We start from the raw sequence: 13,517 nt of genomic DNA on the forward strand, positions 1-13,517 counted from the left end.
CGATATTTAGTATCGAAGTTCTGCAGTGCCCCGTATCGACATGCCCAGAGAGTGAGCAACGCATCGCATTGTCTTCAGCACATCCTGCCAAGAGCATTGCGATCCAAGAGATGGTTACGATTCTTGCAATGAGCGAATTCACGTTGGAGTGAGCCCTAACGCCAGAGTTAAGCCGAGACGCGCAGTGGAGCGAAACACATGGCAAGCTCTACCTGCCGTGTGTTTTGCGTAACGAAGCGGCTTCGGCTTGAACGACTTGTTAGGCCGCCCGCACGCCGAGCTTGCGCCCGACCTTGCGACAGCCCAACCCCTGATCCGAACAGTACAACAAGTCTGGCCGAGCGGCCTGAGGCTGGCATTTGCCGGGAAAAAGCCAGAACAACCGAATCGCGCGGCCAAGAACTCTCACTGCGCCCTGTCCGAAGCCGACTCGGCCGGTCGAATCTTGCGTAGAGTCGCGCCTGTCCGAAGCCGAGGTGCTGCGGGGCTGACTGCCGATGCCTGCACCGCGCGTGCAAGGTGCAGACGCTGCGGATAAGCGAGGCACTACAGATTGCCTGGAACCCGGCAACAACAGTGCGGGAAACAAGGCCTAACACCAGAATTAAGCCGCGCCGCGAAGCGGTGTCGGCTTGAATGAATTGTTAGGCCGCAGACTACGGAAATCTGCGACTGCAAAGTAGACGACTGCTGCAACTCCGATGGCGCAAGCCGCCACTATTGGATAGTGGTGCGGTCCAAACCAGGACAGTCCCCAAAGTGCGAAGAACATAGCTGCCAGTAGATAGGCCAGGCATAGCAAAGCGATTGCCGCATAGCGCCAAGGCCGAGAGCTTGCCGCCTTGCGAAAGAGCGGGGGGACAGGCAGGAGAACAAGCAGCCCGAGAAGAACCGCGCCGAGCATGGAAAGCGAGGCCGTCTCCGCCAGAGGAATGCCAATTGAGTCAGCGTCTATGGGGTACACGCGATTGCGTTGGTTGTATGAGAGGACGAGCCAAACTGTCGCGTTTATCAGCAGAAGCGCTCCTGTGAAGATCACCAGCTTGCGAGTAACGTTCATATGCGGCCTAACGCCTAAGTTAAGCCGCGCCGCAGCGGGGCGTGAAGCACATGGCATGCTCTACCTGCCATGTGGTTTGCGACCCGATGCGGTGTCGGCTTGAACGCATTGTTAGGCCGCACCTGGGCGCGTGACGAGCCAGCACAACGCTGCCGAAGCGAGCCCACCCCAGATGATGCCGCTAGTGAAGCGTATGCCCGGGAGATGGGCAGTCACAGCACCAACAGCCGAGCCCCCAAGGGTGCACACTGCAATCTTGCGCTGTCGCTTGAGTTGTGCGGCTTCTACCGCGCGCTTGGCACGAATCCCAGCTTGCGCCTGCAGATCGGGCTCCAGAATCGCTTGGGCGATTGCGTCAGCGTGAGTTTTCTCCATGGTCCCGTGCACCTCCCCGTGCGGGCTAACACCTGAATTAAGCCGCGCCGCGAAGCGGCGTCGGCTTGAATGAATTGTTAGGCGCATGACCGTTGAGCCTCATGGCCTGAGCTTCTCATAGCTAATGACGTTGGACAGAACTACGCGTAGCCCCTTTGGCGTATGAATGATGCGACCTTGGACATGTAGGTTGTAGGTGACACCCTGTGGCCACGCACTACTTGCAAGATCCGCAAGGAGGGCAGCAACAGATGGCTCTGAGTCTTCGGGGTGGATGCCGAGTCTCACGGCGATGTCTGGACACGCATTGTCACGGAGATAAGCACCGTGGTGAGAATCTGACCACAGCGTGCCGCGCGCAATAATCGTCGCACCATCAGCAAGCTTGTCCCGATCGCAGAGCGTTGCTGCTCCGCGCTCCATGGCAGCAGATCCGCTGGGAACAGCCAGAAGAAGACCCAAGATTGCGACGATATTGACCATGCGCCTAACGCCTGAATTAAGCCGCGCCGCGAAGCGGCGTCGGCTTGAATGAATTGTTAGCGCCGATGGCCGAAACAACTGACGGCCATATTCTGCGGAGTCTTAGTGGAACGACGAACGATGCGAATACGCCGACAGCAAAGCATATGACTGGCACGCCATGCTCTGAGGCGAGAAAGATCATGTTAGCCACCATGGGATAGCCAGCAGTATGAAGCTCTGGTGCAACCCATGTCGCGGCGATCTCGATCGGAAGCAGCACTGCGCCCGCTAATGTCAGAAAGCCAAAGGCGAGCAATGTGCAGGTAACTACGAACAGGCGGCGCGCAGGAAGATGAGCGCGATGAGCCAGAAACCAGGCTACCCATACAGGAAGCGCTACAGCTGCAAGAGCAGCTGCTGTCATGAGAGCCACGATCGCTAAACTTGTTACATCCATGGGCGCTAACGCCTGAATTAAGCCGCGCCGCGAAGCGGTGTCGGCTTGAATGAATGGTTAGGCTATCTTGGCAGCAACAAGACCACCGGTGGCCTGCCGCCGATTGCCCCGCGCGCTATCTCGGATATTGCTTTTCCTGTCGCGCTATCGACAATCCAGAAATCGCAATGCGAAAATTTGGCGCCAAGACCACGGGTGTTGCACGAGGAATGAACCTGATATGCGTGGCCGGCGACTAGGGTTGCATCGACTTTTGCATACGCCATATACACGCCTTGCTCAAATCCGGCAGTAATTGTTCTGTCACCAGGCAGAACTGGAATGGGTAAGCCCCAATCCTTCTTTCTGCTCATGACGCGCTTACCATCAATCGCGTACGTGTAACTGTTCTCGTTGTCGAAGAGCGGAACTTTAGAGTCAACAATGTTTCCGCCGATTGTGGCGAGCAAAGATGCGTCACCAACTGGAGGTGTGTATTGCAACTCCGGTGGAATCGGCGGTGCCGAAGCACAAGAACTCAGCAAGAGAGTTGCAGCCAGTACGCTCCATGCCCTCATTTTCGAACCCCCTAATTGCTCGGTGATAGCCTAACGCCTGAATTAAGCCGAACCGCGAAGCGGTTTCGGCTTGAATGAATTGTTAGCTTGCGACCGCCCGCTGCGTGCGACGCCAATGCTGTGAACTTGCAAGAAGATTGACGCAGTTGAGTCAGACACAGTGACGGTCCCTTTTTGCTGAAGCCTGCCAGCGATGAACGCAGCGCTACTCGGTGGTGCAATCTCCAGAGTCTCGCCGCGGCTCTCGGGATAGCAAACGACAGACTCGGCGAAGGTCTGTGATAGCAGGGACGGAAGTCTCCGTTGGTCGAGATCGATGCCGTCACCGACAAGAACGTACTCATTCCCGCCGTGCTTGTCCCAAACGACAGATTTCAGGGCATGGCGGAATACGGTGTAGAACAGCCGACTATCCATTTGAGCAAGCTAACACCTAAGTTAAGCCGCGCCGCAGCGGGGCGTGAAGCACATGGCATGCTCTACCTGCCATGTGGTTTGCGACCCGATGCGGTGTCGGCTTGAACGCATTGTTAGGCCGCACTTGGGCGCGTGACGAGCCAGCACAACGCTGCCGAAGCGAGCCCACCCCAGATGATGCCGCTAGTGAAGCGTATGCCCAGGAGATGGGCAGTCACAGCACCAACAGCCGAGCCCCCAAGGGTGCACACTGCAATCTTGCGCTGTCGCTTGAGTTGTGCGGCTTCTACCGCGCGCTTGGCACGAATCCCAGCTTGCGCCTGCAGATCGGGCTCCAGAATCGCTTGGGCGATTGCGTCAGCGTGAGTTTTCTCCATGGTCCCGTGCACCTCCCCGTGCGGGCTAACGCCTGAATTAAGCCGCGCCGCGAAGCGGTGTCGGCTTGAATGAATTGTTAGGCGCAACTGTATCCGAAGCCCAAGCCGGTACAAGCCCGCGCTCTAGCCGAAGCCCGTAACGAGCTTGCGGCAGTACCCGGACCGCCGTGACAGAGATCTTTCCGGAGCCTGGCAGGCAGGTCGCGCGGCCAAGTTTCGCATCCGTGACTCGCACGAAGCCGGCCGCGGATGTCGCAATCCTGGCGCGACGTCCCGTGTGGCCGAAGCCGAGTTGCCTGACGACGCAGCTCACCGCGCGTGCGCAATGCACGGAGAAGAACCAGAAGCCACGACAAGACGAGCTGACACAAGACTCCGTAACCACAACTACTGCGGAGCTATGAGCGCCTAACACCTAAGTTAAGCCGCGCCGCAGCGGGGCGTGAAGCACATGGCACGCTCTACCTGCCATGTGGTTTGCGCCCCGATGCGGTGTCGGCTTGAACGCATTGTTAGGCCGCTGCGCTATGTACCAAGAAAGCGCTCGTACTTGGCGTTGCACTGCTGAACCGTTCCGCCATCCGCAATACACTCGCAAAGGTACAGGCGAGACTTCCGCCTCACCCTCTGAGCCTCTGCCGCGTCCAGACACTGATTTTCTGCTTGCCGGTAGTCTGAGCTCTTGGAGAAGAAGTGATAGCTCGTCTTGCCGCCAACGTACCAAGCGTACGGAAACACAATCGCACCAGCTATCACGTTCTTGGAGGTATAACGATGGTCATCCGCAATCAAGGCGAACATGCCGACGACATAAAGAAGTACTAGGGCTATTGAGATGGTTGTGCCAATGAAGCTACCCAGTTTCTCTGAAGATGACATTCTTGTCCCCCAAAGTACGATGAAATTGCACAGCGGCCTAACACCTAAGTTAAGCCGCGCCGCGTAGTGGAGCCAACGACATGGCAAGCTTTCTTTGCCATGTGGTTGGCGTAACGAAGCGGTGTCGGCTTGAACGCATTGTTAGGCCGCAACCGAGCCGTCTACCCACACGACATGGTCCGGATGATGCTCCCGGATGGTGTCGAGCGCATCTGACATGGCGGCCGGGTCGTTTGGGCTGACGCGATTGGTGAAGTCGGTAACGGCCAGTCCCTTTGCGCGCAAATCCGCCAGCTCAGCCGAGGCCAGCACTCCCAACGAAACCCACAGGACGGCGGGTGGCCAAGCAGGTGATGCCGCCAGTTGATCGTAGCTTTGTCGTGAGGTTGCGAAATAGATCATTTGCGGCCTAACGCCTGAATTAAGCCGCGACGCGAAGCGGCGTCGGCTTGAATGAACTGTTGGACGCCAACTCTAGCCGAAGCCGAGGTGCCTGCGACCAGCCCGCGCCGACGCGAAGCCGGTGCCACGACGACGCCCGCCGCGTGGCGTCGCCCTGGCCGAAGCCGGGAAAGGCCGGCCTCGCGGCCACGAACCCACACCGCGAACTATCCGATGCGACTGCTTGGGCGGAGCGCAACGTAGCTAGTGAAATCGCACTGCCCGGAGCCGAAGATTCCTGGCTAGACAACCGCACCGCGAGCGAGATGTCCCAGCGAAGCTCTCACACGCACCCGCATTGTCTCGCTCGAGCGCTCTGGTGCTCAGACGAAGCCGCCAGCGAGAAGGTCACCGCGGCCTACACACTGAAGCTCTGAGCGGCCAACGCCGGAATTAAGCCGCGCCGCGAAGCGGCGTCGGCTTGAATGACTTGTTAGGCCGCCGCTGCCCGGCACCTGCCCGGACTTGCTACCCAACCCCTGGCCGAACAGTACAACAAGTCTGGACCAACAGCTTGGGCTGGAACTTGTCGCGGCCGGAGCCGGATTGCCCGGGCCGCGCGGCCGAGAACTCGCACCGCCAGCCCACCCGAAACCGACTCAGGATGATCGTACTTGAGCCGAAGCTTCGCCTATCCGAAGCCGAGGTGCGTCACGAGTGACCGCCGATGCCGTTCCCGCGCGTGCGAAGCGCCAACCGCTGCGGCTGAGCGAAGACTGCGAGCTGACCAAGAACCCTTGCGCCAACAGTGCGGGAAACAAGGCCTAACGCCAGAGTTAAGCCGAGACGCGCAGTGGAGCGAAGCACATGGCAAGCTTGACCTGCCATGTGGTTTGCGTAACGAAGCGGCTTCGGCTTGAACGACTTGTTAGGCGGCAGCTGGCCCGGATGGTGAACTCTCCGACCCGGACGAACCGCAGCCCAACCCCTGGGCCGAACACTACAACACCTTGGGCCAATCTGGTCGCGACGTCTGGTTCTGCCTCAAAGCTGCGCGTGGCAGGCCTGCGTACCGCCAAGGCGAGCGGCTGCTGACGAAGCTGAGATTGCTTGGGAGCGCCAAGCTCATCGACTTGCGGTGCTGGACCAGAGCCCGTTGCTCGGCCAGGCGATGCTCAACGAAGCGACCGTTTGCACTCGCGTTGGCCTGCCCGAAGAGTAACTCGCGACACACGACGGCATTTGTCCAGTGACGCCTAACGCCTGAATTAAGCCGCGACGCGCAGCGGCGTCGGCTTGAATGAATTGTTAGCCCGCACGCCTGGCAACGCGCTGACCTGCATTGACTGTGTCTGAAAGCTTACGCAATTCAGTGAGCGGAAATGACATCAAGGATTCGCCGATGCCCTTTCTATGCGAGTAGCGATCATAGATTGCCTGACCGGGGCCGTTGTAAATCTCCTCGTAAGTACCGTCTGGGTGCAGCTTGAAGCCCAGGTACAGCTCCGGTGTGCTCTTGAAGGTTAACGAGTCTTTGAAGGTGGCTTTGACTTGGACTAGTCGGCCGTCGGGTGTCATTCCGTCGTGCTTGGCTTGGGATACATCATGAACCTCCATGTCGTACTCAAGTGCCGCAATAACCTCGCCTATGTCACCAACAAGACGGCCATCGATGGTAAAAACACGATTTGGAAATGCATCTTTTAAGTGATCAATCCCCTGAAAGATGAGTTCTAGCGCTTCGGTGATGGCGCGACGCTGTGGCATAGATCAATCCCCTGAGAAAGTAAGCTGGAGTGCTTCGGTGCTGGCGCAACACTACGGTATAGAGGGCTAACGCCTGAATTAAGCCGACCCGCGAAGCGGGTTCGGCTTGAATGAATTGTTAGGCACCGCGCTAGCCAAGGAACATGCTAAGAACTGCGCCCACTGCAATGATGACAACGACAGCGCCAATTGCGCCTATCACATAAGGAAAAACGACGGCCGCCAAGCCAAGACTTGCTGCTACAGCACAAGTACGCCGGGGCTCTTTGCGTGAGTATCCGACGCCAGCGAGCACAATTGCCAAGCCGCCAAGAAAAGAAGTGAAAGCGACAAATAGTTGCTGATGTTTCCAAGGCTGTTCTGCCGGAACTGCCTCCGTGGTCCGGCCAGCAAGGCGATCAATTGTTGCGTCGCGTATAGCCACTACTTTGTCCGCGACCACATCCTCGATGGCGGGTGACGGCGCAGCGGCAGAGACCCAGAACTCAACGATGCAGACGAGCAATGCCAGCGCACCCAGGGCGAAGGCAATTTGGCTGAATCTTGAAGATCGATGTTCTTTCATGCGGTGCCTAACACCTAAGTTAAGCCGAGACGCGTAGTGGAGCAAAGCACATGGCAAGCTGTACCTGCCATGTGCTTTGCGTAACGAAGCGGCTTCGGCTTGAACGCATTGTTAGGCCCGCCATACGTTGAGGCTGCTCGCGCCCAAGAGCCAGTACCCCAGAAGAACTCCTGCCGCGATGCACATGGCGCCGAACGACCAGAGCTTGGCGCGAGGTGTTGCACGACGGCGCGCGAGCCGATTGAACCACAGAGCGAGCCCAAATGTGCCCGCCAGCACGGCGGAGAATATCTGGCCCGTCTTAAGGCTGAGGCTAATGTGGCCCGCACTTGAGTACCCGGCGAACTTGTACCACTGCCATGCTGCAGCAGCTAGCCGCTCCAGGAGCGGGACCGATAGCGCCAATGCCGCAAGAAACGTTGCAAGAGAGCCGACGGTGATTGCTCTACTGGACTCGCGACTCTGCATGATGCGGGCCTAACGCCAGAATTAAGCCGCGCCGCGAAGCGGCGTCGGCTTGAATGAACTGTTGGACGCCAACTCTAGCCGAAGCCGAGGTGCCTGCGACCAGCCCGCGCCTACGCGAAGCCGGTGCCACGACGACGCCCGCCGCGTGGCGTCGCCCTGGCCGAAGCCGGGAAAGGCCGGCCTCGCGGCCACGAACCCACACCGTGAACTCTCTATTGCGACTGCTTGGGCGGAGCGCAGCGTAGCTAGTGAGAGCGCAGCGCACGAAGCCGAAGATGCCTGGCTAGACACCCGTATCGCGGGCGACATGTCCCGGCGAAGCTCTCGCACGCGCCCGCGCTGTCTCGATCGTGCGCTCTGGTGCTCAGACGAAGGCGCCAGCGGAAAGGTCACCGCGGCCTACATACTGAAGCTCTGAGCGGCCAACACCTAAGTTAAGCCGCGCCGCAGCGGGGCGCGAAGCACATGGCATGCTGTATCTGCCATGTGGTTTGCGCCCCGATGCGGTGTCGGCTTGAACGCATTGTTAGGCCGCACTGCCTGACCCCTTTCTCACCCAAAGCAAGACGCTGAACAGAACTGCGCAAACAGCCAAGTGGATTGCCTTGGGATTGATGGTTTGGAAGTTGACGAACAGCAGCGCGTACATTGCCAAGAATGCACCAATCCATTTCAAACCGTACAGCTGATTCCTTAAAGACCCCAAAGCGCCAACCGCAAGCACCACTCCCATCAGAGCGATGTAACTGACATACCCAGCTACCGAGAAAGGAATTATTTGTTTGCTGCTGGATTTTACAAGGAAACCATGAATATCATTGATTGGCTCTTGAAAGGCATGGAACTCAAGCAACCCGATCTCCTGCCCGAGCAGGGCGCCGCCTACTCCAAGTCGAATCAGCCCGTAGCTCAACAATAGCAGTGAGATGACTAGTCGAATGGGCTTGCGCATAACACTCCCGTGCGGCCTAACGCCTGAATTAAGCCGCGCCGCGAAGCGGTGTCGGCTTGAATGAATTGTTAGCGCCCCGCCGGCTGCTTGAGCAATGCGCTGAGCTCCTTGCCACTATAAAAGCGAACGTAGGAGATCGGGTAGTCGTCAGGGAATGTGACAACAGGTCCGTAGATAAACCCATAAACATCCCCAACCTGATAGATGCTACGCATAACAGTGAGATCGTAGTACTTGCACTTGTAGTGCAGCGTGCCGCCATCTGATTCGCCACTGTCCGGGGAATCCTTGCAGGCAGGCGGATGGCCGCGAATCACAAGATCAATGTCCTTCTCTGCTGAGAGGACTGCGGATCGAGCAGGCTCAGGCAGCTTGGAAGAATCGACCCCAACAAAGAATGAGCCTATCGGTGGGCTATCAGCGGCCTGGGGTAGTTGAGGCGACTGACTGGAACAGCCTATGGCGAGGAAGATGGATGCGACAGTAGCAACGATGGTTTTCATGGGCGCTAACACCTAAGTTAAGCCGCGCCGCAGCGGGGCGTGAAGCACATGGCATGCTCTACCTGCCATGTGGTTTGCGACCCGATGCGGTGTCGGCTTGAACGCATTGTTAGGTCGCACCTGGGCGCGTGACGAGCCAGCACAACGCTGCCGAAGCGAGCCCACCCCAGATGATGCCGCTAGTGAAGCGTATGCCCAGGAGATGGGCAGTCACAGCACCAACAGCCGAGCCCCCAAGGGTGCACACCGCAATCTTGCGCTGTCGCTTGAGTTGTGCGGCTTCTACCGCGCGCTTGGCACGAATCCCAGCTTGCGCCTGCAGATCGGGCTCCAGAATCGCTTGGGCGATTGCGTCAGCGTGAGTTTTCTCCATGGTCCCGTGCACCTCCCCGTGCGGGCTAACGCCAGAGTTAAGCCGCGGCGCGTAGGGGCGCGAAGCACATGGCAAGCTTTACCTGCCATGTGGTTTGCGCCCCGAAGCGACGTCGGCTTGAACGAATTGTTAGGCAGCGACTGCCGGCTGCCACCAGAGCCACAGCGGAAGATTGCCACCACCTGACCTACCAATGGAATAGTCACCCTCGCCACGCGGGATGCCTGCAATGGCCTGACGCAGTTGGGGTAGCCACTCCGAACCCAGGGAGAGCGCCGCTGGTTCCAACGAGTCAGGAAAGCTCCATTCTGATGGGCTTGCCGAGAATGCCAGACGCAGCGTGGAAGGCGACTGCCAAGAAGACGAGCGATTGTTGGCCACAGCAAGCATTGCTGGCGTTGGAGGTTGGACCGCAAGCGTGCGGTAGACAGCACCACCATCAGAAGCGAACGCATCAAGCAGGGCGAGTAGAGAAGCGCAGCCGGCAGAATCCGCTGTGAGGTGCCAGCCAGGAAAGTTGCGTAAGTTCTCGTCGTAACGCCAGAGCGCGACAGAGCCTGCTTGTTTCCACGAGTGCGATTGAAGGATCACAAGCTGCCTAACGCCTGAATTAAGCCGCGCCGCGAAGCGGCGTCGGCTTGAATGAATTGTTAGGCGCCACCCTACGGCCCAAACCCGGCAGGAAGCAACCTGACCTCCGTGGCCATGCAAATGCCGTTGCCGCCGGACAGCGGGCGCACTCCCAAGATGGTGCCGTGAGGCGCAGTCTCTGCCTGGACAATGACTACAGGTTGCTCGGAGCCATCCTCAAGCGACTGGATTGCACAGCAAGGCAGGGCCATTGGGGCGGCGGCGGACTCACCCGGCACGTAGAAGACTGCGGAGCCAGCAGCGACGTCGGTCTCCGTAGCTGGACGGCCGACAACGCATGGCGTGTTGCGCCACTCACTTGCCGCGATTGAACCCCAAAGGTCGGCCATGTTTGTTGTGGCGCCTAACGCCTGAATTAAGCCGCGCCGCGAAGCGGCGTCGGCTTGAATGAATTGTTAGGACTCTGGCCCGGGCTGCCGCAGCCGACCATAGACCCACCCGAGTAAAACAACGACCAAGTAGCACTGTAGAACCAGAAGTGCACTGAACGCTACCGTGTTAATGGAGTGTGCATTGCCGGAAAGAAATGCTGCGCCCATGTAGGGGAGATAGAGCGCGGGTTGCAGCCAGTCTCCAACGGGGGCTTGTGATGCAAGGAAGTAAAGCGTGAGCGCAACTACTGCCGCAACAAGAAGATGCCAGATGAGCTTTGTGCGCCTAGCCATGTTGCTCCTGAGGCCTAACACCTAAGTTAAGCCGCGCCGCGCAGTGGAGCAAAGCACATGGCAAGCTCTTCCTGCCATGTGGTTTGCGTAACGAAGCGGTGTCGGCTTGAACGCATTGTTAGGCCCTTCCGCGATCATGATTTGCCCCTTAGTTCTGGAGCTCTGCGTAGCGGCTACGAAATGCCACTAGCAGAACAACCAAGGAAAAGGCCAAGCCAATTGCAACGAATGCCCAAGCTACATACCACGGCCAGACGATGCCTGGATAAAGCCACGTTGCTACCCAGGCGAGCCCAAACCACAGCGCGCACTTGAGCACAGTCTTCACCAGCACCCGGCGTGAGATTGCGCCGAGCTGCTCGGATGGTGCGACTACGGGCTGCTCGCGATCAGACATAAGGGCCTAACGCCTGAATTAAGCCGCGCCGCGAAGCGGCGTCGGCTTGAATGAATTGTTAGGCCTTACCTGTGACGCGGATAACATATGTGTCCGTCCTCAAAGTGGCCGGTAACAACCAACGGAAGCCGGCAGTCCAAACTTATCTGATCTTGTGTGCCGTCATCGACAATCAAAAATGTGCTGTATGCAGTGCCATCCGAGACAAAGCATGGTGTGACCGGGAACTTGTGGGCCACAGCTCTGAACTCACCAGCTTCATTGGTTATTGCGGAAGGAGATGCACTACCGCAACTGGAGGGCTCTGATATATCCCCGTGCAAGTAAACTTTGACTCCGCGCCTTGGTTGTCCATCTACTGAGAATACGCCATCAACCACGCGCCCAGTCTTCTGGCAGCCGATAGTAACCAGGATGATCAGCAGGAGTAGATGCTTCATGTAAGGCCTAACGCCTGAATTAAGCCGCGCTGCGAAGCGGTGTCGGCTTGAATGAATTGTTGGACGCCAACTCTAGCCGAAGCAGGCCCGCTTGCCACCGAGCCTGCCGCCGCACGAAGCCGGTGCTACAAACAGGCCAAGCACGTGGGATTGCCCTCTCCGAAGCCGGGAGAGGCCGGCCTCGCGGCCACGAACTCACACCGTGAACTCTCCGATGCGACTGCGTGGGCAGAGCGAAACGTAGCTAGTGAAATCGCAGAGCCCGAAGCCGAAGATGCCTGACTAGACACCCGCATCGCGGGCGAGGTGTCCCGGCGAAGCTCTCGCACGCGCCCGCGCTGTGTCGATCGTGCGCTCTGATGCTCAGACGAAGCCGCAAGCGGTCGAGCCATCGCGGGCTACACGCTGAAGCACTTAGCGGCCAACGTCTGAGTTAAGCCGACCTGCGTAGTGCAGGCAACGGCGTGGCAAGCTTTTTCTGCCGCGCCGTTGCCGGAACGAAGCGGGTTCGGCTTGAACGAATTGTTAGACCTCTAGCGTCGAACATACGAGGCCGACTCTGGGCTGACAAGGACACGATACTCCTGCGGGCGCCAAGCTTTGCGGGCTGCGAGATCAATGTTTGTCTCTGGCAGCGTAGTGCGCACGATAAAGCTTGCCATGCGGGTATTACCCGAAGTGACTGGACTGGACCAACCCTTGAACTCCCAACCTTTCTGCGTGGGAAGTTGATATAGAACCGGAGTCTCCTCAAGATCTCCGTGCGAGGCAGTCATGAACAGCCTCACGTCAGGACAAGAGGCGACCGTGCCACCGCACTCACCAACAGAAGTTGGTGCTGCATAGATGCGAACAATGTACGGCTGATCTGAAGCTGGAGGCGTTGTTGCCAGTTCGTCGAGTAAGCCGAGAACAGTAGCGAGCTCCGGCTTGTCCACGGGCGCCAAATCATGCGCGATAACGTCGGTGGGGAAAAGAAGGGCAAATATCGCGATTAGTTTCATTAGAGGTCTAACGCCTGAATTAAGCCGCGGCGCGAAGCGGCGTCGGCTTGAATGAACTGTTGGACGCCAACTCTAGCCGAAGCCGACTCGCTTGCCACCAAGCCCGCAGTCACCCGAAGCCGGTGCCACAAGCAGGCCAAACACGCGGCATTGCCCTATCCGAAGCCGGGAAAGGCCGGCCTCGCGGCCACGAACCCACACCGTGAACTCTCTAATGCGACTGCTTGGGCGGAGCGCAGCGTAGCTGGTGAGAGCGCAGCGCTCGAAGCCGGAGATGCCTGGCTAGACACCCACACCGCGAGCGAGATGACCCGGCGAAGCTCTCGCACGCACCCTGCGCTGTCTCGATCGTGCGCTCTAATGCTCAGACGAAGCCGCCAGCGGCAAGGTCATCGCGGCTACACACTGAAGCTCTGAGCGGCCAACGCCTAAGTTAAGCCGCGCCGCAGCGGGGCGTGAGGCACATGGCACGCTTTACCTGCCATGTGGTTCGCGCCCCGATGCGGTGTCGGCTTGAACGCATTGTTAGGGCTCACACGCTGCGGCCCCGTGAAATTCGCAATCGAAGGTGAGTGTGCCAAGTGAGCCGCGGCCAGTATTGGCCACAAACTCGCCATATACGTGAACGGAGCGGATCGTGCCAGCAGCAGACCTAAATTCTTGCGTCTTGCGTCCGGACGTTGCCACCTTTACCGCCATGGTGTCCTCCAGATTAGAGCGAGCAATCAAGTTCGGGTAGAGCAAGAAGACTGTTGCATCAGGAT

The 13,517-nt window shown here is 58.6% G+C and carries 10 protein-coding genes; 1 reads left to right on the forward strand and 9 read right to left on the reverse strand.

Translation table 11 applies throughout. The features are described 5' to 3' along the window. Positions 1–1,534: 1,534 nt before the first annotated feature. The 3 genes from JHB91_RS13795 to JHB91_RS13805 form a co-directional block, all read right to left on the reverse strand. Positions 1,535–1,918 carry a hypothetical protein gene (locus JHB91_RS13795; protein WP_199473272.1) on the reverse strand — a complete coding sequence of 128 codons (384 nt, stop codon included), beginning with the start codon at positions 1,916–1,918 and terminating at the stop codon, positions 1,535–1,537. Between the two features lie 16 nt (positions 1,919–1,934). Then, positions 1,935–2,357, reverse strand: a complete 423-nt coding sequence (locus JHB91_RS13800; RefSeq protein ID WP_199473273.1) for a hypothetical protein — start codon at positions 2,355–2,357, stop codon at positions 1,935–1,937. Positions 2,358–2,419: 62 nt separating this feature from the next. Beyond that, a complete protein-coding gene (locus JHB91_RS13805) occupies positions 2,420–2,914 on the reverse strand; it encodes a hypothetical protein (RefSeq protein WP_199473274.1) in 495 nt (164 codons plus the stop codon). A gap of 303 nt (positions 2,915–3,217) precedes the next feature. Here JHB91_RS13805 and JHB91_RS13810 point away from each other — a divergent pair, with 303 nt between their 5' ends. Beyond that, positions 3,218–3,436 (forward strand): hypothetical protein, encoded by a 219-nt coding sequence (locus JHB91_RS13810; protein ID WP_199473275.1) that lies wholly within the window; start codon positions 3,218–3,220, stop codon positions 3,434–3,436. 1,292 nt (positions 3,437–4,728) lie between these two features. Here the strand turns inward: JHB91_RS13810 and JHB91_RS13815 are convergent. The 6 genes from JHB91_RS13815 to JHB91_RS14000 all read right to left on the reverse strand — a co-directional run. Then, positions 4,729–4,989 (reverse strand): hypothetical protein, encoded by a 261-nt coding sequence (locus tag JHB91_RS13815; protein WP_199473276.1) that lies wholly within the window; start codon positions 4,987–4,989, stop codon positions 4,729–4,731. A gap of 1,287 nt (positions 4,990–6,276) precedes the next feature. Next, on the reverse strand, positions 6,277–6,735 hold the full coding sequence (locus JHB91_RS13820; RefSeq protein WP_199374396.1) for a hypothetical protein: 459 nt from the start codon (positions 6,733–6,735) through the stop codon (positions 6,277–6,279). 130 nt (positions 6,736–6,865) lie between these two features. After that, complete coding sequence (locus tag JHB91_RS13825; protein ID WP_199473277.1) at positions 6,866–7,300, reverse strand: hypothetical protein; 435 nt, start codon at positions 7,298–7,300, stop codon at positions 6,866–6,868. Between the two features lie 994 nt (positions 7,301–8,294). Next, the gene (locus JHB91_RS13830; protein ID WP_199473278.1) at positions 8,295–8,720 is read right to left on the reverse strand and encodes a hypothetical protein; all 426 of its coding nucleotides are present in this window, start codon (positions 8,718–8,720) and stop codon (positions 8,295–8,297) included. A 68-nt stretch (positions 8,721–8,788) separates the two neighbouring features. Continuing rightward, positions 8,789–9,223 carry a hypothetical protein gene (locus JHB91_RS13835; protein WP_199473279.1) on the reverse strand — a complete coding sequence of 145 codons (435 nt, stop codon included), beginning with the start codon at positions 9,221–9,223 and terminating at the stop codon, positions 8,789–8,791. A gap of 4,055 nt (positions 9,224–13,278) precedes the next feature. After that, a partial coding sequence (locus JHB91_RS14000; protein ID WP_233398750.1) for a hypothetical protein occupies positions 13,279–13,517 on the reverse strand: 239 nt, incomplete at its 5' end.

The sequence above is a fragment of the Luteimonas sp. MC1828 genome, from assembly GCF_016461615.1.
Classification (GTDB): Bacteria; Pseudomonadota; Gammaproteobacteria; order Xanthomonadales; family Xanthomonadaceae; genus Luteimonas.